This is a genomic window from Listeria ivanovii subsp. londoniensis, assembly GCF_000763495.1.
In the GTDB taxonomy this organism is placed as follows: Bacteria; Bacillota; Bacilli; order Lactobacillales; family Listeriaceae; genus Listeria; species Listeria londoniensis.
The window spans coordinates 1,963,817-1,988,351 of the sequence record NZ_CP009576.1 but is presented as its reverse complement, the minus strand read 5'-3'; the positions used below and the strand labels follow the sequence as shown (position 1 = coordinate 1,988,351).

17 protein-coding genes and 1 other annotated feature are annotated in these 24,535 nt (G+C 38.8%); of the genes, 13 read left to right on the top strand and 4 right to left on the bottom strand.

Features of this window, described 5'->3' with window-relative positions:
• Positions 1–20 precede the first annotated feature (20 nt).
• The 9 genes from JL53_RS09730 to JL53_RS09690 all read left to right on the top strand — a co-directional run bounded on the left by JL53_RS09730 (position 21) and on the right by JL53_RS09690 (position 8,425).
• Positions 21–896: an SDR family oxidoreductase gene (locus JL53_RS09730; protein WP_038407511.1), complete on the top strand. Its 876-nt coding sequence runs from the start codon at positions 21–23 to the stop codon at positions 894–896.
• A 20-nt stretch (positions 897–916) separates the two neighbouring features.
• The gene (locus JL53_RS09725) at positions 917–1,375 is read left to right on the top strand and encodes a hypothetical protein (protein WP_038407510.1); all 459 of its coding nucleotides are present in this window, start codon (positions 917–919) and stop codon (positions 1,373–1,375) included.
• 19 nt (positions 1,376–1,394) lie between these two features.
• Positions 1,395–3,134 (top strand): adenine deaminase, encoded by a 1,740-nt coding sequence (ade, locus tag JL53_RS09720; protein WP_038407509.1) that lies wholly within the window; start codon positions 1,395–1,397, stop codon positions 3,132–3,134.
• 19 nt (positions 3,135–3,153) lie between these two features.
• A complete protein-coding gene (locus JL53_RS09715) occupies positions 3,154–4,194 on the top strand; it encodes a sensor histidine kinase (protein WP_038407508.1) in 1,041 nt (346 codons plus the stop codon).
• A 103-nt stretch (positions 4,195–4,297) separates the two neighbouring features.
• Positions 4,298–4,537: a binding site (T-box leader), on the top strand.
• Between the two features lie 53 nt (positions 4,538–4,590).
• Positions 4,591–5,232: an amino acid ABC transporter permease gene (locus JL53_RS09710; RefSeq protein WP_003720049.1), complete on the top strand. Its 642-nt coding sequence runs from the start codon at positions 4,591–4,593 to the stop codon at positions 5,230–5,232.
• A 10-nt stretch (positions 5,233–5,242) separates the two neighbouring features.
• On the top strand, positions 5,243–5,890 hold the full coding sequence (locus JL53_RS09705; protein ID WP_038407507.1) for an amino acid ABC transporter ATP-binding protein: 648 nt from the start codon (positions 5,243–5,245) through the stop codon (positions 5,888–5,890).
• Positions 5,891–6,706, top strand: a complete 816-nt coding sequence (locus tag JL53_RS09700; protein ID WP_003720047.1) for an amino acid ABC transporter substrate-binding protein — start codon at positions 5,891–5,893, stop codon at positions 6,704–6,706.
• 91 nt (positions 6,707–6,797) lie between these two features.
• The gene (locus tag JL53_RS09695) at positions 6,798–7,904 is read left to right on the top strand and encodes an iron-containing alcohol dehydrogenase family protein (protein ID WP_003720046.1); all 1,107 of its coding nucleotides are present in this window, start codon (positions 6,798–6,800) and stop codon (positions 7,902–7,904) included.
• Positions 7,905–7,906: 2 nt separating this feature from the next.
• Positions 7,907–8,425, top strand: a complete 519-nt coding sequence (locus tag JL53_RS09690) for a GNAT family N-acetyltransferase (protein ID WP_003720045.1) — start codon at positions 7,907–7,909, stop codon at positions 8,423–8,425.
• On the opposite strand, the gene JL53_RS09685 is transcribed toward JL53_RS09690, so the two are convergent.
• On the bottom strand, positions 8,422–9,309 hold the full coding sequence (locus tag JL53_RS09685; RefSeq protein WP_003720044.1) for a glutamate biosynthesis transcriptional regulator GltC: 888 nt from the start codon (positions 9,307–9,309) through the stop codon (positions 8,422–8,424). The genes JL53_RS09690 and JL53_RS09685 overlap by 4 nt on opposite strands.
• Before the next feature lie 194 nt (positions 9,310–9,503).
• On the opposite strand from JL53_RS09685, the gene gltB reads away from it, so the two are divergent.
• Both gltB and JL53_RS09675 read left to right on the top strand, forming a co-directional pair.
• A complete protein-coding gene (gene gltB / locus JL53_RS09680) occupies positions 9,504–14,096 on the top strand; it encodes a glutamate synthase large subunit (protein WP_038407506.1) in 4,593 nt (1,530 codons plus the stop codon).
• A gap of 14 nt (positions 14,097–14,110) precedes the next feature.
• The gene (locus tag JL53_RS09675) at positions 14,111–15,580 is read left to right on the top strand and encodes a glutamate synthase subunit beta (RefSeq protein WP_003720042.1); all 1,470 of its coding nucleotides are present in this window, start codon (positions 14,111–14,113) and stop codon (positions 15,578–15,580) included.
• A gap of 49 nt (positions 15,581–15,629) precedes the next feature.
• Here the strand turns inward: JL53_RS09675 and JL53_RS09670 are convergent, their stop codons facing one another.
• The 3 genes from JL53_RS09670 to JL53_RS09660 form a co-directional block, all read right to left on the bottom strand.
• The gene (locus tag JL53_RS09670; RefSeq protein ID WP_038407505.1) at positions 15,630–16,460 is read right to left on the bottom strand and encodes a carbohydrate ABC transporter permease; all 831 of its coding nucleotides are present in this window, start codon (positions 16,458–16,460) and stop codon (positions 15,630–15,632) included.
• 17 nt (positions 16,461–16,477) lie between these two features.
• Entirely contained in the window at positions 16,478–17,371 is an 894-nt protein-coding gene (locus JL53_RS09665) for a carbohydrate ABC transporter permease (RefSeq protein WP_003720040.1), read from the bottom strand.
• 62 nt (positions 17,372–17,433) lie between these two features.
• Positions 17,434–18,675, bottom strand: a complete 1,242-nt coding sequence (locus JL53_RS09660; protein ID WP_003720039.1) for a sugar ABC transporter substrate-binding protein — start codon at positions 18,673–18,675, stop codon at positions 17,434–17,436.
• 430 nt (positions 18,676–19,105) lie between these two features.
• On the opposite strand from JL53_RS09660, the gene JL53_RS09655 reads away from it, so the two are divergent.
• Together JL53_RS09655 and JL53_RS09650 are read left to right on the top strand one after the other, a co-directional pair.
• Entirely contained in the window at positions 19,106–21,274 is a 2,169-nt protein-coding gene (locus JL53_RS09655) for a glycoside hydrolase family 3 N-terminal domain-containing protein (protein WP_038407504.1), read from the top strand.
• Positions 21,274–24,534, top strand: coding sequence for a GH36-type glycosyl hydrolase domain-containing protein (locus JL53_RS09650; protein ID WP_038407503.1), 3,261 nt, complete (start codon positions 21,274–21,276; stop codon positions 24,532–24,534). Before JL53_RS09655 ends, JL53_RS09650 begins: the two co-directional genes overlap by 1 nt.
• The last annotated feature ends 1 nt before the right edge of the window (position 24,535 follow it).

Sequence of the window (24,535 nt, the reverse complement as noted above, 5' to 3'; positions counted from 1 at the left end):
GTAAATAAGGAGGAGTTAAAATGAAAATACTCGTATTCGGTGGTACACGTTTTTTTGGAAAGAAATTAGTAGAGCGCCTAGTTGCGGAAGGACATGATGTTACGATAGGTACAAGAGGGAAGACGAAAGACGATTTTGGTGATACAGTGAAACATGTTGTGCTAAATCGCGAATCTAGGGATGATTTGTTTCAATTAGCGAAGGAAAATTGGGATATTATTTACGATAATATTTGTTTCTCACCTCGGGAAGCACTTTATGCCGTGGATGCTTTTAAAGGGAAAGTAAAACGATACATATTTACCTCTTCTTTATCGGTATATAGTCAAAAAGGACGTGCCTTAGTAGAAGAAGACTTCAATCCAAATCATTATGAAATTGTTATTGGTGATAAAGAAGATTTTGATTACGGAGAAGGAAAACGTTTGGCGGAAGCTGTGTTTTTTCAAAAAGCATCTTTCCCGGTCGTAGCGGTTCGTTTTCCGATTGTACTTGGAATGGATGATTACACGAAACGACTACATTTTCATTTGGAACATATCAAGAATCAGCAAGATATTGGTATAAGTAATGGTCAGGCCGAAATTGGTTTTATATACTCAGATGAGGCTGCGCGTTTCTTAGAATGGGTGGGTGTTTCTTCAGAAATTTCTGGACCAATTAATGCTTCTTCAAATGGTACATACTCATTAAATGGTTTTATCAAAATGTTGGAAGGAAAAACAGGACAGAAAGCGCTTGTGGAAGAAGTGACCGATGATGAAGATGATTCCCCATTTGGAATTGAAAAAACCTATTATCTTAATAACACAAAAGCAACGGAGGCGGGTTTTAGATTCGACGATTTACAAGTGTGGTTACCTGAACTCGTGACAGCAATTTTAAAAGAAAATTAATTTGGAGGCAAACAAACATTATGTTAAATTTTGAAGAAAAAAAAGCGTTAATAGAATCAATGGGTGATTTTGAACTGCATGAGATTTCAATGGATCGTATGAACGTACATTATCCAGAAAGCAAGCGTGATAAAAAAATTATCGTCAAACATTTACATCCAAATGGTAATGCTTTTATTTATGCACCGTTCTTAGAAGTAGAGCCGCTGGATAAGCAAGGCTATGTGAACGTAAAAGATTACTCGGAAAATGAAATTCGCGTGTTATTAGAGGAAGCAAAAGAATATATGGATAAAGATGAAGCTGGTTATAAAGAAGGGCTTACCAAAATATATCAAGATAAAAATGGCGACAGACTATCACTCGTTTATGAAAATGAAATGTGGGTTGTTTATACAGGTGGAAATTTGGAAGCTGTTTTTCCAACAATGGAAGGAGCAGAAGGGTACTTACTTGACGAAGGCTTTTTTGAAGCATAATTAACGGAGGCGAAATTGCGTGGAGAATTTAAAACAACTGCAAGAGCGTATAGCAGTAAGTGATGGACGCGCGAATGCAGATTTGGTCATTGTAAATGGACGAATTATCAATGTTTTTTCTGGAGAAATTATCGAAGGAGACATTGCTATTAAAAACGGTTATATTGCAGGAATTGGTCATTTTCCTAAAGCTGACAGAGTAATCGATGCAGCAGGAGAGTTTATCGCTCCTGGTTTCATTGATGCGCATGTCCATGTAGAAAGTGCGATGGTGACGCCAGCTGAGTTTGCCCGTGTGCTTTTACCAAATGGCGTTACAACCATTGTTACTGACCCACATGAAATTGCGAATGTGGCTGGTGAAAGAGGGATTGAATTTATGCTAGAGAATGCGGAAGATGTACCACTAGATATGTTTGTGATGCTTCCATCCTCTGTACCGGCAACAGAAGGTGAGCATAATGGTGTAACACTCCATGCAGAAAAACTTCACCCGCTTTATTCCCATGAAAAAGTAATTGGTCTTGCTGAAGTGATGGATTTTCCATCTGTAGCAAAAGGAAGTGCAGATATTTTAACGAAGATTATCGATGCTAAAAAAGAGGGAGGTCGGATTGATGGACATGGGGCAGGATTAACTAGCGCTGATTTGAACAACTATTTAGCTGCTGGTATTCGGACAGATCACGAGAGTACCAGTGCAACAGAAGCGATTGATCGGTTGCGCGCTGGCATGTTTGTGATGCTCCGCGAAGGGACAGTGGGTCGCGACTTACTTGCGACAATTCCGGCAGTGACATCAAAAAATAGCCATCGTTTCTGTTTTTGTACCGATGATAAACTAATTAATGATTTAATTACAGAAGGCTCAATTAATTATAATATCCGTCTAGCAATTGAAAATGGAATAGAGCCAATCACAGCGATTCAAATGGCGACAATCAATGCGGCAAATTGTCATAATCTACCATACTTAGGGGCAGTTGCAGCTGGATATCAAGCAGACATTGTTTTTCTAAAAGATTTACAAACGGTGGAAATATCCAAAGTATTAAAAAATGGTAGCGTAGTAGTTGAAAATGGTGTTAGAAATGAAACGGCCTTTCAGCAACAAAAAACCACACAATTTGTATCTCCAAAAATCAACCATCACTTAACACAAAAAGAGTTAGAACTTCCACTCGAAAAAGCGAATTGTTATGTCATTGGTATGCAACCAAATAGCTTGTTTACCGAAAAACTAGTAGAAGAAGTTAGCATTCAAGATGGATTATTTGTGCCATCGATTAGTAAAGACTTACTTAAAATGGCTGTAGTGGAACGACATCATGACACAGGTCACGTTGGTGTAGGTATTGTGCAAGGGTTCGGATTAACAGAAGGTGCGATTGCCACTACTGTCGCACATGATTCGCATAATATTGTTGCAGTTGGAGTAACCGATGAAGCGATGGAAGCTGCCATTAACCAGGTAACAAGTTGTGGTGGTGGTATAGCAGTAGTAGATGCTTCTGGAAAAGTACTACACGATTTAGCCTTACCAATTGCCGGGCTGTTAAGTGAGCGTTCTTTTGAAGAAGTGGAAGCGGATTTGGCAGGACTCTTAAAAGCATTTCAACAAATCAGCCAAGCGACGGGATTCGATCCATTTTTAACTTTATCATTTTTAACATTACCAGTTATTCCTGAATTAAAATTAACAGATCAAGGTTTATTCGACTTTGCAGCCTTCCAAATTATCCCGAATGAAGTAAACTAACGAAAGCGAGGCGATCAGCATGAATTGGTGGAATTATATTAAGGATAAACGATTTTTCTTATTGTTTTTTTGTAGTATTATGTTTTTTGTCGGAGTACTTATTTCCATTGATCCTAACAGCAAACTAACACTAGGTAATTTCATTTATTTATATATCTTTGTTTTTGTTTTCTTACTTGCTTACCTTGTGTTAGGCTATTTCTTTAAATACAGTTACTGGCGTGAAATGGAAGAGCTTGTAAGTGGAGAAATGGAAGAAAATATTATTGAACTTTTACCAAAACCAAGAACCCGAGAGCAAGCCTTTTTTAATCAATTGATGGCGAAAAAACATCGGGAAGAGCTGCGGACTATAAGCAAATTGCAAGATAAGCAGCAAGAATATCATGACTTTATTTTATATTGGGTGCATGAAGTGAAAACACCAGTTGTCGCAAGCAAAATGTTAATCAATAACCCTGATTTAAATGATACTAAAACTATTTTTCAGCAAATTGATGAAGAACTAACAACGATTGACAAACTGGTTATGCAAGCACTCTATTTTTCTCGGTTAGATACTTTTTCCAAAGACTATTTCATTCAAGAACAAAACCTTGGTGCGGTGGTTCGAGAATCTGTAAAACGGCATTCAAAGCTGTTTATCGGGAAGAAGATGAAACTTGATTTGCAAGATGTCGATATCGATGTACGAACGGATAGTAAGTGGCTGGGTTTTATACTCGATCAAGTTATATCTAATGCCTTGAAATACACTGAAGAAAGTGGCGAAATAAAAATTTGGTGTGATACTGAAACAACCGGCAAAAAAGTACTTCATATCAAAGACAATGGTCGCGGAATTAAAGAGGAAGATTTGCCACGAGTTTTTGAGCAAGGCTTTACAGGTAACATCGGCCGACAAGAAAAGAAAGCTACTGGCATGGGACTTTATCTTGCAAAACAAATGGCTAAAAAATTAGGTCACGAAATTTGTATTGAGTCAAAAAGCGAACAAGGAACAGAAGTGAAATTGTGCTTTGAGCAAAAAGATGATTATTTATTAATTGCAAAAGACTAGTCAAAAGCAGTAAACAAAAAGAGTGTTCTTTGTTTGCTGCTTTTTCATGTGAAAAAATAGTTGACTCCACCGCTTTATCGTGGTAGAGTATTAGCAAGAAGAAGTGAAAGCGTAGAATAGAACAAGTAGAGCGTGATTCTTTTGAAAGAGAGTCCTTGGTTGGTGCGAAAGGATAAAGATAGCGTTATCGAACACATCTAGGAGCTGATTTGCTGAAAAGTCATAAGTAGGTGAATTCGGGAAAGCCCGTTATAGCTTGTTAGTCTAGCACTAACGGAGGCTAGTACTGTGAAGTATTAGTAAATTGAGGTGGAACCACGTGAATATTATTCTCGTCCTCTTGGCAGTTTGATGCCAGGAGGACGAGATTTTTTATGTAAAAAGGAGCGAATTTAAATGGACTATATTATGGAAATATTACCAGCATTACTTGATGGAGTGAAAACAACCTTATTAGTTTTTGCAGTAACCCTTGTTTGTTCGATTCCCTTAGGTGCGGTGGTGGCAGTTGGGAATGTCAGTAAAATCGCACCACTGAAGTTTATTTTAAATATTTACATTTGGATTATGAGGGGAACGCCACTACTTTTACAATTAATATTTATTTATTATGGTTTACCAATTATTGGCATTGTTTTCGATCGGATGGATGCTGTCTTTCTGGCCTTTATCTTAAATTATGCTGCGTACTTTGCAGAAATCTTTCGTGGCGGATTTTTATCCATCGAAAGTGGTCAATATGAAAGCGCCAAAGTTCTCGGTCTAACCTATGCGCAAACTCTCAGGAAAATCGTTTTACCGCAAGTAGTTAAGCGGGTACTTCCAGCAATTGGGAATGAGGTCATTAATCTAGTAAAAGATTCTTCTTTAGTTTATATTCTTGGAATTGGCGATTTACTTCGAGCAGGAAAAATTGCGATGAGTAGAGATGTTACCTTAATTCCACTCGTATTAGTTGCAGCTATTTACTTAGCATTAACCGCTATTTTAACGGTACTATTCAAACAACTGGAAAAACGTTTTAGTTATTATAAATGAGGTGAAAAAAATGTTGGAAATTAAAAACTTAACAAAGAAATTTGATCAAAAAATAATTTTAGATAATGTAAACCTTTCACTTAAAGATGGGGAGATTCTTTCCATTGTAGGTCCTTCTGGAGGCGGAAAAACAACTTTACTGCGCTGTATTAGCGGGCTTGAAAAAATGGATTCGGGCGAGATTTTGATTGACGGGGAAAAAATTGATCCAATGTCTAGAAAAGATGTTGAAAATACAATTGGTGTTGTTTTCCAAGAATTTCATTTGTTTCCTCATTTAAGTGTGATGGATAATTTGATTTTAGCTCCAACACTTGCTCGGAAAACGAAAAAAGAGATGGCAAAAAAAGAAGCAGAACGGTTACTTGGTCTACTTGATTTAGCTGATAAAGCAGATAGTATGCCGTATCAATTATCTGGCGGACAAAAACAACGAGTTGCCATTGCTAGGGCGCTGGCAATGAATCCCAAGGTATTGCTCTTTGATGAACCCACTTCTGCTTTAGATCCCGATTTGCGTGATCATGTCGCATCACTAATTTTAAGTTTAAAAAAAGTTGGTATTACGCAAATTATCGTTACGCATGACCATACTTTTGCTGAAAAAGTAGCCGATCAAATGCTAGAAGTGGAACCACTAAAAAAGGAGGCAATATAAATGAAAAAAGGATTATTAATAGCTGTCATTGCAATTATTTCGTTCACTCTTGTAGCTTGCGGGAGTAGTGAATCAAAGGAAGATCAGTGGAATCGAATCAAAAAAGATAAAGAAGTCGTGATTGGTTTAGATGATAGTTTTGTACCCATGGGCTTTCGTGATAAAGAGGATAATTTAGTCGGTTTTGATATTGATTTGGCTAAAGCAGTTTTTGCGGAATATGGGATTAAAGTCAAGTTCACACCGATTGATTGGACAATGAAAGAATCAGAATTGAAAAATGGCTCGATTGATTTGATTTGGAATGGATATACAGTAACGGATGCTAGAAAGAAAAAAGTCGCTTTTAGTAATCCCTACATGAAAAACGAACAAGTGCTAGTAACCCTCAAATCAAGTAATATAAACAAATTTAGTGATATGAAAGATAAAACACTAGGCGCTCAAAACGGAGCAAGTTCCATTGATGACATGGCGAAGAAACCAGAAGTTTTAACAGATATTATTACAAACAATGAGCCAGAATTATATGATACTTTTGATGTCGCATTTATTGATTTGAACAACAAACGAATTGATGGTTTAATAATTGATGAAGTTTATGCGCGTTATTATATTGATAAACAAAAAAATAAAGATGATTATAACATCGTAACAGGTGGTTTTGATGCAACAGATTTCGCTGTCGGAATGCGTAAAAGTGATAAGAAACTACAAACTAAAGTAAATGATGCTTTCCAAACATTGTATAAGGAAGGGAAAATGCAAGAAATTAGTAAAAAGTGGTTTGGTGATGATGAAATCGTGAAACAATAGCTAGATTGACAGTCGCTTTAAGTTCCTATACAATTTGAGTTATAAATGTCGCAGCCGAATATCCGACCGTGCCAGACAGAAGGGATGAAGTTTGTTGAATAAAGAATTGATTGTTCGCGGGGCTCCGCAAGAATATTTATGCCAAGTAGGTGCATGGGATACACTGCCTGTCCACTTAGAACGTCGTGGATTAAAAAATGTATTAATTGTTCGTGGTAACGCATCTTGGAAAGTTGCAAAGCAAAAATTTCCAACACTATCAGCTGTTACATCCACTTTTGAAACATATAACGGCGCTTCTACATATGAGGAACGTGATCGTCTGGTAGCGATAATGAAATCTAATAAGATGGATGCTATCATTGCGGTTGGTGGCGGGAAGGTGGCTGATGTATCGAAAGCGGCAGCCGCAGTTTTACGCTTACCAGTCATTATTTTACCGACACTTGCTTCTACATGTGCAGCTTATACTCCACTTAGCGTTATGTATGACGTTGAAGGAGCGATGATTCGTTATGACGTTTTTGCTAGTAGCAATGCGTTACTACTAATTGATCCAGAAATGATTCTTGATTCGCCAAAAGAATTACTCGTTGCGGGTATTGGCGACACGCTGGCAAAATGGTATGAAGCAGATGTTATTATTCAGTCTCTTAAGGTGAAATCGGTGGAAATAGAAATTGCCCATATTGCTGCTAAAATGTGTCATGATAATTTACTGAATTTCAGTGAAGAAGCGCTTTTAGCAATGGATAAACAAGAACTTAATGAAGCCTTTGTCAAAATTATAGAAACGAATATTTTAGTTGGTGGAATGGTTGGTGGTTTTGGTGATGACTACGGTCGCTGTGCAGGTGCGCACTCGATTCATGATGCACTAACTATGGTTCCAGAAACCCACCATTTGCTTCATGGAAATAAGGTCGCCTATGGTATTTTAGTCCAACTGGTTATCGAAAATAGATGGGACGAAATTGAACGATTATTACCGTTTTATTCCAAACTCGGCTTGCCTACTAGTTTGTATGACATGGGACTTGCGACACTTGCTGAGGAAACACTAATTGCTGTTGCTCAGCGTGCCACAGAAGACCATGAAACAATTCATATGATGCCAGGTGAAATGACACCAGCTGTTGTTTTGAATGCGATGAAACAGTTAGAAGATAGTATGGCGATGAAGCGAATGGATAAGTAAAAATGATTATTCGAACGGAACAACCCAAAGACTACCGAGCAATTCGTCATCTGAATGAACAAGCTTTTAAAGGATCGGTCGAAGCAGACTTAATTCAGAAAATCCGTGATTCGGAGTATTATCAACCAGGCCTATCTCTTGTTGCAGAAGTAGAAGGCGGAAACATTGTTGGCTATGTAATGTTTAGTGAAATTTCCCTTCAAACAGAAAATAAAAGTAGGTTTATTTTAGGATTAGCGCCACTCGCTGTTCTTCCTGAGTTTCAAGGAAGTCGAATTGGCTCCAGACTAATGGAAGAAGGTATTCGTTTATCACGCGAAAAAGCTTATCCAGCCGTTGCTGTGCTCGGACATGCTGCTTATTATCCGCGTTTTGGCTTTAGAACTTCAGAAACATTTGGTATTCCTGCGCCTTTTGATGTACCTGCAGAATATTATATGTTATTAGAATTATATGATGGTAGCTTAGAAAATCTGCAAGGTACGATTCAATATCCAGAAGCATTTGCAGGTAACGACTAATTAGAAAAGAACGAAATAATAAAGGAACGGAACAAATTCTCAGAAGGGGATAGGTTCCGTTTTTTTGTGGTAATAATTCCAACTGAACGCCGCAGCTCCTTATCTCGTAAAGCAATACTCTTCGTTTCTTTAAAAATCGCACCATCCAAAATCATCTCCGGTAGAATGCTAATGCCAAGACCAGCACCTACTAACCCTTGGATTGTATAAAAATCGCGACTTTGAAAAGCAATTTCTGGTTCAAATCCTTTTTTGATGGCTGTGTTTGTAACAATTTTATATAAATCAAAGTCTTCAGGATAGAGTACGAATTTTTCCTTTGCAAGTTCTTTGAGCGATACATTAAAATTTTCAGCAAGGGGATGGGTTGTGGGAACGATTAATTTGAGCTTTTCGTCAAAGAAACGAACAGCTTCCATTTGGTCATCTGATTCTGGAACTGGAGATAAAAAAGTCATGTCTAGTACACCGCTAATAAGCATTTCAGTGAGTTCTTCATTGGTTCCTTCCATAAATTGGTAAGTAATCTGTGGATATTTTTCTCGAAAGGTAGAAATGACGGATGGCAATACTTTAGTGGAAAGCGAGTTTGGTAAACCAACGCGGACAGTCCCTTTAGCAGGATCGGTGTATTCAGTTACGAGAGCTTCGGCTTTTTGTAACTCGTTTAAAGCAATGGTAGCTTGGTTTAAGAAATCTTGACCAACACTTGTTAGCTGCATATTTCGGCCAATTCGGTCAAATAGTGGTACACCCAGCTCTTCTTCTAATTTAGTTATCTGTCTACTAACGGCAGATTGGGCTACGTGTAAATTCTCGCTAGCTTTGGTCATATGCTCGACGCGGGCTACTTCCATAAAATACTTTAACTGTCTAAGTTCCATTCTTTACCTCCGATTGTTCTCGAAATGAGATTGTTTTATTCTATTATATATATTGTTTCGATAAATGAAAAGGAATAAAATAGATACTACAAGAAATGTAAGGTAAGCTGAATCGCAAGTTAATTGTCAGTTAATTTGTACAATTCCTGCGAGATACTGTTGGGGGATTCAGTTTTTGAAGAGGAGGAACTAGGATGAAACAAACTAATTTACCAAAAAAGCACGGTCTGTATAATCCGGAAAATGAGCATGACGCTTGTGGAATTGGGTTTGTGGCTAATATTAAAAAGATTTCTTCTCATAAAATTGTGGAGCAAGGTATCCATATGCTATGCCAATTGAAACATCGCGGGGGAGAAGTTGGTGGAGATACGGGCGACGGGGCTGGTATTTTACTTGAAATTTCTGACTCTTTCTTCCGAGGTGAATGTGCTAAACTAGGAATGAATTTACCTGAAAAATATCATTATGCAGTAGGAATGTTTAATTTTCCACAAAATAAAACCGAACGAGAATACCTAATGGAAGAAACAGAAAAACTAATTAAAGCTGAGGAGCAAACTTTTCTCGGCTGGCGCAAACTTCCGACAGATGTTACAAAAGTGGGAGCTGGTGCTAGAAAAACAGAACCAGCCATTTACCAATTATTTGTCCAAAAAAACGAAGCGTTGAATGAAGCTGAATTTGAACGGGCACTTTATTTGATTAGAAAACAAATTGAAAAATTCGCAAGCACTTCAGAAAAAATTACCGAAACTTTTTACGTACCAAGTTTATCTACTAGAACGATTATTTTCAAAGGAATGCTACTTCCAGAACAAATTAATCAATATTATTTAGATTTAGCTAATCCGGCTTATGTATCAGCTTTTGCCTTAGTGCATTCACGTTTTTCAACGAATACTTTCCCAAGTTGGGAACGTGCGCATCCGTATCGTTATTTAATTCATAATGGAGAAATCAATACGCAACGTGGCAATGTCAATTGGATGAAAGCAAGAGAAAAACGAGCGGAATCAGATGTTTTTGGCGATAATCTAACTAAATTATTACCAATTATTGATGAAAGTGGTAGTGATTCAGCGACACTTGATAATGCGTTGGAGTTTTTAGTGCAATCCGGTCGTTCGTTGCCTCATGCAGCAATGATGCTTATTCCCGAACCGTGGGATAAGAATCCTCATATGACTGATCCAAAACGAGCTTTTTACGAGTATCATAGTACGCTTATGGAACCTTGGGACGGACCAACTTCTATTTCCTTTACGAACGGTCGTGTTATTGGAACGATTTTGGATAGAAATGGATTACGTCCAGCGCGTTACTACGAAACAAAAGACCATACGATTATTTACTCATCTGAAACAGGAGTAGTGCCAGTTGATTCAAGTGAGATTATCCGAAAAGAAACTGTTGGCGCTGGTACAATGCTGCTGATTGATTTAGAAGAAGGGCGAATTGTCACAGATAAAGAACTAAAAGATAATTTAACAACCGAAAAACCGTATCGTGAATGGTTAAATGCTGAAATGACGGAGATAGCTGATTTAGTAACTGCTGATTTACACTACGAATCAATGGATAAATCAGTACGCTTTAAAAAACAACGGGCATTTGGCTATACGCAAGACGAGCTGAACAAAATATTGATTCCGATGGTAACCGAGAAAAAAGATCCAATGGGGGCAATGGGTTATGATGCGCCACTAGCTGTTTTAAGTCAGCGCCCACAAGTACTATTCAATTACTTTAAACAACTTTTTGCTCAAGTAACCAATCCGCCAATAGATGGAATTCGCGAAGAAACAGTAACTTCTGCCATGACACTGCTTGGCGATGAAGGAAATATTTTAAATCCCACTGCGAAAAATGCTAATCGGATTCGCTTGAGAACACCCATTTTATCGCGGAGAGAATTTGCCGCTTTGCTAGTTCAAACAAAATTTGCCAAACGAACTGCCACTTTGTCGATGTTATTTAAAGCAGAGGAGCGAGATGCGTTAGATGTTAGGCTGACAGAACTATTTGCAGAAGCGGATAAAAAAATTGCGACTGGTGCAGAACTAATTGTACTAACGGATGATGACATAAATAAGGACTTGATTGGTATTCCATCATTACTTGCTATAAGTGGTTTACATCATCATCTTGTTAAAGCTGGAACGAGAACAAAAGTAAGCCTAGTAGTAAAAACAGCAGAAGCAAGAGATGTTCACCAATGTGCGCTTTTAATTGGGTACGGCGCAGATGCTGTTTTCCCGAGTCTGGCGATTGATACATTTGACGGTTTGATTCAAGAAGGGCGAATGAAAGGATTTTCCCTTGATGAAGCGGAAAGCCGTTATATCGAAGCAATCACGGATGGAATTTTGAAAATCATGTCCAAAATGGGTATCTCGACTGTCCAAAGTTATCGAGGTGCGCAAATTTTTGAAGCGATTGGAATTGGGGATGACGTTATTGCTAATTACTTCCCAGGAACGGCTTCCCAAATTGGTGGAATTCCGCTGGACGTTATCGCCCAAGAAGCTTGGTTGCGTCACCGGGAAGCATATCATGATATTGGCTACCAAAGTTTTACATTAAATACAGGTGGCGAATACCAATGGCGTTCAAACGGCGAATACCATGTGTATAATCCACTGGCAATCCATTCATTACAACAAGCAACAAGAGAAAATGACCGAGAAACGTATAATCTTTATTCTGATTTAATGCAAAACCAAAGTAATGCCTTTTTAAGAGGACTATTAACTTTTACTAGTGATCGTAAGCCGATTCCACTAGACGAGGTGGAGCCGGCAGAGGCGATTTTCAAACGTTTCAAGTCAGGTGCAATGTCTTATGGGTCGATTAGTCAAGAAGCTCATGAGGCGCTTGCTATCGCGATGAACCGGATTGGCGGGAAAAGTAATAGTGGAGAAGGCGGAGAGAACCCAAATCGTTTTAAACCAGATGCAAATGGCGACTGGCGTAGAAGCGCGATTAAGCAAATTGCATCCGGTCGTTTTGGTGTGACAAGTCATTACTTGGTGAATGCCGAAGAGTTGCAAATTAAAATGGCACAAGGTGCAAAACCCGGTGAAGGTGGTCATTTACCAGGAAATAAAGTGTATCCGTGGATTTCGAAAACACGTGGCTCGACAACTGGAGTTGGACTTATTTCTCCACCTCCACATCATGATATTTATTCGATTGAAGACTTGTCACAACTGATTTTTGACTTAAAAAATGCCAATCAAAATGCGCGCATCAATGTCAAACTTGTTTCAAAAACAGGGATTGGCACGATTGCAGCTGGAGTGGCGAAAGGAAATGCAGATGTTATCTTAGTTAGTGGTTATGAAGGTGGAACTGGCGCGGCGGCGAGAACGAGTATTCGTCATGCGGGTGTCCCATGGGAAATTGGACTAGCTGAAACGCACCAAACACTTCTTCTGAATGGCTTGCGTAACAAAGTGGTTGTGGAGACAGACGGAAAACTAATGACTGGTAAAGATGTATTAGTTGCAGCTATGCTCGGCGCAGAAGAGTTTGGTTTTGCGACAGCTCCTCTTGTAACGCTCGGCTGTGTGATGATGCGTGTGTGCCACTTAGATACATGTCCGGTTGGTGTCGCGACTCAAAATCCGGAACTTCGCAAAAAATTTAGTGGTTCAGCGGATTATGTAGTGAATTTCTTCCATTTCATTGTGGCAGAAATGCGCGAAATGATGGCTGAACTCGGCTTTAGAAGTTTGAAAGAAGTCATCGGTCATAAAGAATTTTTAACAACCCACGAGAAAAAAGAATCACACTGGAAAGCGAAGTATATTGATTTTTCGAAGATGCTTTATAGTGACGATTTTTATAAAAACCAAGTTCAGTACTGTACGAAACAGCAAGACCATAAAATCGAGCAAACACTAGATATGCGTGAAATTGTTCCATTAATTAAGCCGGCTTTAGATAACGCGGAAAAAGTAACTGGATCCTTCGATGTTCGCAACGTTGACCGCGCTATTGGAACGATTGCTGGTTCGTTTATTAGTAAGAAGTACGGAGCGGCGGGCCTTCCAGAAGATACCATATCGCTTGATTTTACTGGTTCAGCTGGCCAAAGTTTTGGCGCTTATACGCCACTTGGGATGACACTCAGAATTCACGGGGATGCCAATGATTACTTTGGTAAAGGACTATCAGGGGGTAAATTAATCGTAAGCCCAGAGGAGAAAACGCCTATTAATCCACATGATTCAGCGATAGTCGGCAATGTAACACTTTACGGAGCGACCGGTGGAGAAGCCTATATGCATGGTCGTGCAGGTGCGCGATTTGCAGTAAGAAATAGTGGGGCGACCGCAGTTGTGGAAGGCATTGGCGATAATGGTTGTGAGTATATGACAGGCGGCACAGCAGTCATCCTTGGCGAAATTGGTGAGAACTTTGCAGCTGGAATGTCTGGTGGAATTGCTTATCTTTACACGACTAATAAACCAAACACACAAGCGAAAATTAATCATGAGCTAGTGACGAGTCGAGCGATTTCTTCCGTCACAGAATTAGCAAAACTGAAACAATTAATTGAACAACATGCCAACTTAACCGGAAGTGAATTTGCCAAAACAATTCTCACTAACTGGGAAATAGAAAAAGCTAACTTTCTTTTCGTTATTCCAAATGAATATGAAATGATGCTTACTCGAATTGAAACGCTTGAACAAGCTGGCCAAACGCATGACGAAGCCGAATTACAAGCCTTTTATGAGCATAAAGATGGAAAAATAATTGCCGCTGTGGCGAAATAGGGAGGAGTGGAAACATGGGAAAAGCAACTGGATTTATGGAATATGATCGGATTCCTTCGCCAGGACGTGATCCGAAAAGTCGGACGCGTGATTGGAATGAATATAGTCTACCAATGCCAGCAGCGGATTTAACGATACAAGCAGCCAGATGTATGGATTGTGGTGTCCCTTTTTGTAGCGTTGGAATGGAAATAAAAAATGGCGTATCGGGTTGTCCGCTGCATAATTTAATTCCTGAGTGGAACGATGCAGTTTACCGAGGTGATTGGTATGAAGCATTACAACTACTTTTAAAAACCAATAATTTTCCGGAATTTACAGGGCGGATTTGTCCCGCACCATGTGAAGGTGGTTGTACGGTCGCAATTTCTGAACCAGCAGTAGGAATTAAATCCATTGAAAAAGCGATTATTGACCGCGGTTTTGAAGAAGGCTGGATTAAACCTTCCCCTCCGAAACATCGAACTGGTAAACGAATTGCAGTTATCGGTTCTGGCCCAGCAGGTTTAGCGTGTGCAGATCAACTGAATCAAGCAGGACATAGTGTTACCGTATTTGAAAAAAGTGATCGTGTTGGTGGCTTGCTTATGTACGGAATCCCGACAATGAAACTAGAAAAAGAACAAGTAACCCGCAGAGTGAATTTGATGGTAGAAGAAGGGATTGAATTTATTACTGGCGTAGCAGCAGGTAGTGATATTAGTTTCGCTGAATTACGTAGCGAGTATGATTCTGTCGTTCTTGCAACTGGAGCTGGTAACGCACGCGATATTCCACTTGCTGGACGCGATGCAAAAGGGATTCATTTCGCCGTTCCATATTTAACGCAAAGTACGCGTGACAATTTAGATAACGGCGGTGTCCAAACCCTTTCAGCAAAAGGAAAAAATGTTGTTATTATTGGCGGTGGAGATACAGGTGCGGATTGTGTGGCAACAGCCCTCAGACAAGGTGCGAAAAGTATTTATCAATTTGGGATTCAAGATAAATTGCCAGAATTAAGAAAAGGTGAAAATCCGTGGCCTCAGTATCCGCGCGTTTTCAAAATGGACTATGCGCACGAAGAAGCAGTAGCAGTTTACGGAAAAGACCCACGTGAATATCTCATTAATACAACTGCATTTGAAAAAGATGAAGCAGGCAACCTCCTTGGTCTTCATACAGTAGAAGTAGTAGAAGACACGGCCACAAGAAAATACACACCGGTCGAGGGTAGCGAGAAATTTTTCGAAGTAGATATGGTCTTAATTGCCATCGGTTTTGCTGGAACAACAGAAGATATTTTCACTAATTTTGGTGTTAATAAAACGGAACGACACACCATTGATGCAGCGAAAGGATTTTATCGTACTAATGAAGAAGGCGTATTCGCTTGTGGAGATGCTCGTCATGGCCAAAGTCTAGTTGTAACAGCTATCGCAGAAGGTCGTGAAGCTGCTAGAGAAGTGGATTTTTACTTGATGGGAGAAACTTTTTTACCATAATAAAACAAAAAGCTTATTCGACTGTCCGAATAAGCTTTTTGTTTGCCAATTATTTCATTCCAGAAACATTGAATCCTTTTAAAATGTACTTTTGGAAAATCATAAAAATCAAGATAATTGGAATAACCATGAATGTTGCCCCAGCCATTTGAAGTGCGTAATTGCTGCCATATTGTCCTTTTAAAAGTTGTAAGCCAACTGATAATGTGTAGAACTTCTCGTCATTAGCAATAATTAATGGCCATAAGAACGAGTTCCAACCAGCAATAAAGGTAAGAATTCCTTGTACCGCGAGAACAGGGCGTGAAATAGGAATGATAATCCGCCAGAAAATATAAAACTCGCTCGCACCATCTAGTCGTGCTGCCTCAAGTAAATCATCTGAGATAGTTGACATAAATTGCCGGAATAAGAAAATACCAAAAGCACCAACCAGCCCTGGAAGTACAATCCCGGTCATTGTGTTAGTAAGTCCAGCTGCATTTAGTAGTAAATAAACTGGAATCATTGTCACTTGTCCAGGAATCATCATTGTTGCAAGTACAAGATAAAATAATTTATTTTTTCCTTTAAATTTAAATTTCGCAAAACCATAACCTGCCATTGCATTTAAAAATAATCCGAAGAAGGAAAAGAAAACAATGATTAAAGTGTTTTTTAAATAGACAGCAAAGTCCATCTCTGTAAATAGTTTCGTGAAATTATCTAGCGTAAAAGTTTCAGGCCAAATCGTAGGCGGGATTTTTAAAATTTCTGCATCCGTTTTTAAAGAGGAGAGAACCATCCAAATGAACGGTAAAATCATAAAGAATCCGCCAACCGTCAAAATAGTAATGACAGCAATTTTAGCTCCACGCGATTTTTGCGTATATTGATTCATGTATAAAAACTCCTCTCTTAAATATCCCCACCATTATTTTTACGCTGGATTCGAAATTGAATAAGCGTGATAATAATAATCGCGATAAACAATATAAACGATCCAGCAGCGGCATAACCAAATTTACTAAGTTGGAAACCGTTTTGATAGATGAAGAGGGCGACGGAATTCGTGCTATCCAGCGGTCCACCTTCTGTCATAACAAATGGTTCCTCGAAGAATTGCAGCCAACCAATCATCGTTGTAACCGTTACGAAGAATATCGCAAAACGAAGCATTGGAACGGTAATTTTAAATAACTGCTGGCGACTATTTGCTCCGTCAAGGGAGGCCGCTTCGTAGTATTCTTTTGGAATGCCTTGAAGTGCTGCTAAGAAAATAATCATATTCACACCGATTGCCCGCCATACAGCCAGCACAATCAAGGAAAGTTTTGCGATAGTAGGGTCTTGAAGCCACGGAACAGGTCCTAAATCTAGGAAAGAAAGTAAGTAGTTAAGTAAACCGAACCGTGGATTATATAAGTAACTCCAAACAACCGCAACAGCGACAACGTTTGTAATCGAAGGAGTGTAGAAGATTAACCGGAAAAATTGGAAAATCTTTGCTTGCGAAAAGTTAATCATAAGAGCAATACCAAGCGAACAAATAATAACAAGCGGAACCCCGATAATAACGTAGAAGAGTGTATTAAAAATGGATTTTAAAAATACCGGGTCTTGCATAATATTGACGTAATTATCAAAACCAATAAAGTTAATCTTTGAATAGTCCGCGAGCCCAACTAAATCAATATCAGTAAAACTAATAACGAAAGCAAGCATAATTGGTAGGAGCGAAAACAGAAGAAGTAAAAATAGTGCTGGCGAAATAAACAAATAGGGTGTGTTTTTATTTAAAAATTGTTTCATAACATCAGTTCCATTCTAAAAGGGCAAATAGCTGTGCTACCTATATTTGCCCTTTTTATTCGTTATTTTTTAAGAAGCGTTTCTACTTGATCGTTAAAGGTATCCATTTGTGTTTGTACATCTGCACCACCACGATAAATTTGTTCCCAAGATTTACCATATAGTTGAGCAATTTCTTCAAACTGAGGAATTAGTGGCATTGGTTCAGCAGTTTGCATTTGTTCGCCGAATACTTTATAGTAAGGGTCGTTTTTGAGCATATCGTCTTCCCATGCATCCATACGAGCAGGCATCGAGTTCGTATCTTTTAACCAAGAAAGTTGCACGTCAGGTTGGCTCATGTAATCCATGAATTTCAGCGCATCGTCTTTTTTATCACTATATTTGAAAACGGAAAGGTTAGCTCCACCTAAACTAGACATGTTGTTTTCTTTTTTAGGTAAAACTGCAGTTGCCCATTTCCCATCAATGTCTGGTGCAGTATCTTTTAAAGTGTTAACCATCCAAGGACCACTCATAAACATTGGAACGATACCGTCTCCACCAAAGCTTTGAGAAGCGTCTAAACCAAGATCGGTATCAGGAGCTGAACCGTTTTTAATGAAGCTGTCTAGGTAAGAAACAGCACCAACAAAAGGCGCTTTATTGAAAACAGGTTGGTCATTTTTATCAAACAAAGGAGAACCATTTTGACGACCGAAAATGAAACCAGTCGTTTGTTCATTTGGATCAACTGCGAAACCATACATATCTTTGCCACGTTTGGAAAGTTTTAAAGCAGCGTCTGATAATTCATCCCAAGTTTTTGGTGCTTCATCGTAACCAACTTTTTTCAGTAAATCTGTACGATAGAAGAGTACACGAGTTTCTGCATACCACGGAACACCATAAGTTTTCCCGTCAAATTGTGTTGTTTTCACTGAACCAGGGAAAAATAAATCGGAATTCATATTTTTACTTTTTTCTACATCTTTTGTAATATCCAGTAATGCTCCAGCTTCGACAAATTCAGGCATCCAAGTTGTACCCATTTGGACAACATCGGGACCAGATTTGGAAGCGACGGCAGTAAGTAGTTTGTCATGTGCGTTTGCCCAAGGAATAACTTGAACTTTTACTTCGATGCCCGTTTCTTTCGTAAATTTCAGTGCTAGTTCTTTTAAAGATTTTGCTTCGTCTCCCATTGCCCAAACATTTAATACTTTAGAATCGCTTGAATTTGCATCATCTTTTGACCCACACGCCATAAGAACTAAACTAAGTGATAACAACAAAGCTAATAGTGCAAACATCTTTTTTTTCATGATTTTTCCTCCATTTTTTGGTTTTTTTCAAAACAACTCTTTATGACTGAAGTATCTGAAATAAAACAAGTTGTACGGAACAATGCTTGCTACGTACTGGGAAAAACAAATTGTGAAAATTAATTCACATACTGAATATTTTATAGAAACGTTTCGACAAGATTATTATAGTATATAATGTAATCGTTTTCAAGCGAATTGCTAAATTTTTTTTAAATTTGTTGCATGAAGCTATATGTATCAATGGTTTTAAAGGAAGTTTATTTTCTGTATGCGATTTTTGAGAAAACGGAATAGTATAGAAGAAACTGATGAAAGTCGATTATTATTTATGTGAAGTTCTTTTTCTGTTGACTAAAGAAAAGAAAGCGCTTATACTGTTGTTATATTTGAATAGAAACGTTTCGAAAAATGTGTTCAGGAGGTTCTTATGAAACAAGAGAATTTAACCGCTTTATTGGCGGAAATGACGTTAGATGAAAAAATTGCTCAATGTCTACAATTATCTCCCTTTCTTTTTAAAGGAGCAAAGGAAAACGCCGAATTGACAGGGCCGGTGCTTCAAGAAATGAAATTAACGGATGCTCATACTGAAAATGCAGGTTCCGTTCTTGGATCGAGTTCAGCAGAAGATATGCTCGGAATTCAAGAAGCTTATTTAAAAACAAACCGACTAGGAATTCCACTGATTTTTATGGCGGATGTCATTCATGGCTATAAAACCGTTTTTCCAATTCCGCTTGCGCTTGGTTGTTCGTTTGACCGAGAAACCGTGCGGACGATGGCGGAAGTTGCAGCACTTGAGGCTACTGCAGACGGACATCATGTCACTTTTTCACCGATGCTTGATTTAGTACGTGACCCTAGGTGGGGACGTGTGATGGAATCCACTGGGGAAGATCCATTTTTAAACAGCGAGTTGGGGAAAGCGATGGTTGCAGGGTATCAGGGTGATGCTAGCAAACTTCATGAAAATAAAGCGAATCTTGCTGCTTGTGTAAAACATTTTGCGGCATACGGAGCGGCGGAGGCTGGACTTGAATATAATACGGTGAATATGTCTACGCGCGAGCTATATCAAAATTATTTACCAGCATATGAGGCAGCGATTCATGCGGGAGCAAAACTTGTCATGACTGCTTTTAATGTGGTAGATGGAGTTCCGGCAACTATGAACAAATGGTTAAATCGAGACGTTTTACGACAAGCAATGAATTTTGACGGAGTATTAATTTCTGATTGGGGAGCGGTTGCTGAAGTAATTAACCACGGAACTGCAAGAAATCCAGCAGAAGCCGCCCAGTTTTCAATGGAAGCTGGTGTTGATATGGAAATGATGACCACTTGCTATATACATGAATTAAAAGGGTTGATTGAAGCTAATAAATTATCCGAAAGTTTAGTAGATGAAGCAGTTTTACGTATTTTACAATTAAAAAATGACTTAGGACTTTTTGAGGATCCGTATCGTGGTTTGAAAGAAAAATCGCGTCAAATGGATATTTTAACTCCTGGAAATCGCCGGAAATCACGGGAAGCAGGCTTGGAATCTGCTGTTTTACTAGAAAATAAACAGCAAATATTGCCGCTCGCTGAGACGACTAAAATTGCGCTAATTGGTCCGCTTGCCACTTCCAACGATATTCTTGGCGGATGGAATGTTTACGGGGACGAAAAAGACGGCGTTAACGTTGAAACAGGCTTGGTGGAAGTTTTTTCTGAATTAACAACTGTAAGCACTGACTACACCACACTTACAGCAGAAAATAAAGCTGAAATTGAAAAAGCAATCCAGTCATCAGAAGTGGTGGTGCTTGCGTTAGGTGAAAAGAATGAATGGGGCGGTGAAGCGGGAAGCCTTGCTACAATCCGTTTACCAGAAGCACAATATGACTTAGCGAACTATGTAAAATCTTTTGGGAAACCAGTTGTAGTCGCGCTTTTTAATGGCAGACCGCTAGAAGTAAAAGAATTAGCAGAAGTAAGTGACGCGCTGTTAGAACTATGGTTTCCAGGAACAGAAGCAGGTCGGGTAACAGCGGATTTATTAGTCGGCAAAAGCAATCCTTCTGGTAAATTATCAATGTCATTCCCACAAACTACGGGGCAAATTCCTGTTTACTACAATCATTTACGAACCGGCCGACCGCAAACAGAAGCAAACAAAGGCGAACGTTATGTTTCTCATTATCTTGATATTCCAAATGAACCTTATTATTCATTCGGTTACGGCAAAAGCTATAGTGAATTCGAATGGAAGACAGCCGAGTTGCCAAAACAAATCCAGCTAGGTGAGTCATTAGAAGTGAAAGTGACATTGAAAAATAAAAGCCAAATTGCAGGAAAAGAAGTGATTCAAATTTACGTACAAGATGTAACAGCCACCATTTCACGTCCTGTCAAAGAACTAAAAGCATTTGAAAAAGTAGCGCTTCAACCAGGTGAGGAAAAAACAATTACTTTTGAATTAACAACGGAGGCATTTTCATTCTACAACCATCGATTAGAAAAAGTGCAAGAACCAGGATTACACCGAATTTTTGTTGGAACAAGTAGTGAAAATGTCGATACTTTTGAAGTGGAAGTGGGGGAAGTCTAGTGACAAAATTAATCGAAATAAAGCAAGTGAATTTTACTGCTGCTTTTCATCAACAAGGGCAGTTAGCGTGGATGAAATTAAATGATATCATGTTAAATCAAGTCATCCAAAATCCGTTAGAAAATAGATTGTCGCAAATTTATGTGCGCGAACACCAAAAAAATAACATAGTAGCCTATCCTTTATTATCAGAAGGAGCAGATGTTACTTTTAGTGAAACTGGTGTAAGTTATCGAGGTGAAGTGGGTCCTTTTAGCTTTAACGTGCAAATGCAGTTTCATCCACAAGGTTGGTTTTATGATGTACAAGTGGAGGGAGAAGCTGAATTTGATTTAATTTATTTACAAGATTTAGGTCTTGCAGAACAAGCGGCTGTCCGAACAAATGAGGCTTATATGTCGCAGTATATAGATTACCATGTAACAGAAGATGAGGCCGGATTCACTATCCAAGCTCGCCAAAACCAACCACAAAACGATCAATTTCCGGCCATCCAAATGGGCGCTTCCACTAAAATTATTGGCTATGCAACAGACGGATTTGATATATATGGAACAAATTATAAGTTAACAAATCAATTAGCAGCTTTAACAGAAGCAGACCTGCCAAATCGGGTCTATCAGTATGAATTTGCCCAAATCACTTTACAAACAGAGAAATTTCAAAGTAATGGAGCAACAACTTTCTATGGCTATGTAACAGAAAATCAACCAGTAGCTTCTGGCGCCAAACACGAAAACATAATGAAGTTACAAGCATCACAAGCAGAAACGGACTATAGAACAGTCAATAAAATAACCCGCAAAAAAAATATCGAAAAGCCAATTACTGGAGAACCAGTTTCAGAAGATTGGTTACAAGCGAAATTTCCAGACCGTATTCAAGAAGAAAAGCAAGATGATGCTATTTTATCCTTTTTCACTCCTAACTATGCACATGTAGTAACTCGCGAAAAAGAGGCGCAACTTGAACGCCCACATGGTAGTATTTTGCTTGATAAAGTGAATCTGTTAAATCCAGAAACGACACTTTCGGCGACTACTTATATGTATGGTGCATTTTTATCCCAACTCGTTGCTGGAAATACGAATATGAATAAATGGAATAGTCATGCGCGAAACCCGCTTAACATTCTTCAAACTAGTGGAGTACGAATTTATTTAGAGCAAGACTCAAAACTTAGATTACTAGGGGTACCTTCTGTTTGGGAGACTGGGACGAACTACTCCACGTGGTATTATCAATTAGCGGATGATCTTATTACCGTTCAAACCACTTTGACAACAGCAAGTAAGGAAGCCTATGTTACTGTAAAATCAGAACAGGGACGAGCATATAAACTTGTTTTAACGAACCAAGTCACTATGGGAACGAATGAATATGACACAACTGTGAAAAAGGCTATCGAGAATAATGTTGTTACTTATTATCCAGCCGATGATTCACCGATTTTAGCCACTTATCCTGCGCTTCGTTTCCGTGTCGATGGAAGCTACGAAACGGTAACAGATGAAAGTTATTTTGCTGAAGAATTTGTTGGGACAGCGGGACTAGATGTCTTTGTGTTTGAAGCAGCAAATCATGCAATTTTCCATGTTCAAACTAAATTCACAGAAGAATTTGCTGAAATTCAGCCGGATTTAGAAGTGGCAATGAAAGAGATTCGTGCCAATTATGATGAATTAACAGCACAGTTTCATTTGAATCATCCGAGCATGGCAGCAGAAAAATTAAATTTAACCGTATATTGGTATGCGCACCAAATGTTAGTCCATTATGCCTCTCCACATGGTTTGGAACAATATAGTGGCGCTGCTTGGGGCACTCGAGATGTCAGCCAAGGCCCATTCGAATTTTTCCTTGCGACGGGGAATAAAGCTGTTTTACGTAAGCTGATTTTAACGATTTATTCGCATCAATATAGGGATACTGGAGACTGGCCACAGTGGTTTATGTTCGATAAATACACTTCGATTCAACAAGAAGAAAGCCACGGCGATGTGATAGTTTGGCCACTGAAGATTATTGGTGATTATTTGGAAATGACTGGTGATACCGGAATTTTAGAAGAGAAAATCCCTTTCGTGGACCGGACATCGAAAAACTTCACTAATGAGACAAGCACGCTGATGGAGCATATTGAATTAACCGTGAAGACAATCGAATCACGCTTTATGAAAGGAACAGCACTGTCAAATTATGGGGATGGTGACTGGGATGACACGCTTCAACCAGCCAATGCACAGCTTAAGAAAAATATGGTTTCCAGTTGGACTGTGGCGTTAACTTATCAAGCGTTCAAACGTCTAGCAGAATATTTACCAACAGGAGACAAATTTGCCACACTAGCGACTAGAGTACAAACGGATTTCGAACAATATATGATTGGTAAAACAGATGTCATTCCTGGTTTTCTTTATTTAGAAGAAGGAAAAGCACCGGTATGGATGATTCATCCAGAAGACAAAGATACGAATATTAAATATCGCTTAATTCCACTAACTAGAAGTGTCATTGCTGAACTAGTTAGTAAAGAGCAAGCACAGCGAAATTTTGATATTATCGACACCCATTTACTCCATCCTGATGGTGTCAGATTAATGAGTGAACCAGCGCATTATGCTGGTGGTGTAAGCACCCATTTTAAACGCGCCGAACAAGCGGCAAATTTTGGCAGAGAAGTCGGTTTACAATATGTTCATGCGCATATTCGTTATATTGAATCATTAGCAAAAATAGGTGATACCAACGCATGGCACATGTTGGAAGTTATTAACCCAATCAATATTAAAGAAGTCGTGCCAAATGCAATGCTGCGCCAAAGTAACACTTATTTTAGTAGTTCTGATGCAGCTTTTTTAGATCGCTATCAGGCACAAAATGAGTTTTCACGCGTAAAAGAAGGTAGGATCCCTGTAAAAGGTGGTTGGCGTATTTATTCAAGTGGCCCCGGAATCTATTTGCACCAATTAATTAGTTCGGTGCTCGGTATTCGTCAAACCGAAGACGCGTTTATGTTTGACCCAATTTTACCAGCGGAATTAGATGGTTTGGAGTGTCACATAGAGCTGGATAATTATCCACTAGATATTACATTTGAACTTTCAGACGATGCAGGGATTTTAGTAGACGGCGAAAAACAACCGTTAGAAAATGAAGCGAATCCATACCGAACTGGAGCAATCATTTTACCTAAAAAGAACTTAACGTCAAAATGTTCACAAATTACAATTAAATTTCAAAAAAATAACCGTCTCTAAG

Coding starts and splice junctions, on each gene's coding strand:
- JL53_RS09715 (WP_038407508.1), top strand. CDS start 3,154: ATGAATTGGTGGAATTATATTAAGGATAAACGATTTTTCTTATTGTTT.
- JL53_RS09655 (WP_038407504.1), top strand. CDS start 19,106: ATGAAACAAGAGAATTTAACCGCTTTATTGGCGGAAATGACGTTAGAT.
- JL53_RS09670 (WP_038407505.1), bottom strand. CDS start 16,460: ATGAATCAATATACGCAAAAATCGCGTGGAGCTAAAATTGCTGTCATT.
- JL53_RS09730 (WP_038407511.1), top strand. CDS start 21: ATGAAAATACTCGTATTCGGTGGTACACGTTTTTTTGGAAAGAAATTA.
- JL53_RS09660 (WP_003720039.1), bottom strand. CDS start 18,675: ATGAAAAAAAAGATGTTTGCACTATTAGCTTTGTTGTTATCACTTAGT.
- JL53_RS09705 (WP_038407507.1), top strand. CDS start 5,243: ATGTTGGAAATTAAAAACTTAACAAAGAAATTTGATCAAAAAATAATT.
- JL53_RS09665 (WP_003720040.1), bottom strand. CDS start 17,371: ATGAAACAATTTTTAAATAAAAACACACCCTATTTGTTTATTTCGCCA.
- JL53_RS09675 (WP_003720042.1), top strand. CDS start 14,111: ATGGGAAAAGCAACTGGATTTATGGAATATGATCGGATTCCTTCGCCA.
- JL53_RS09725 (WP_038407510.1), top strand. CDS start 917: ATGTTAAATTTTGAAGAAAAAAAAGCGTTAATAGAATCAATGGGTGAT.
- JL53_RS09710 (WP_003720049.1), top strand. CDS start 4,591: ATGGACTATATTATGGAAATATTACCAGCATTACTTGATGGAGTGAAA.
- gltB (WP_038407506.1), top strand. CDS start 9,504: ATGAAACAAACTAATTTACCAAAAAAGCACGGTCTGTATAATCCGGAA.
- JL53_RS09700 (WP_003720047.1), top strand. CDS start 5,891: ATGAAAAAAGGATTATTAATAGCTGTCATTGCAATTATTTCGTTCACT.
- JL53_RS09690 (WP_003720045.1), top strand. CDS start 7,907: ATGATTATTCGAACGGAACAACCCAAAGACTACCGAGCAATTCGTCAT.
- JL53_RS09685 (WP_003720044.1), bottom strand. CDS start 9,309: ATGGAACTTAGACAGTTAAAGTATTTTATGGAAGTAGCCCGCGTCGAG.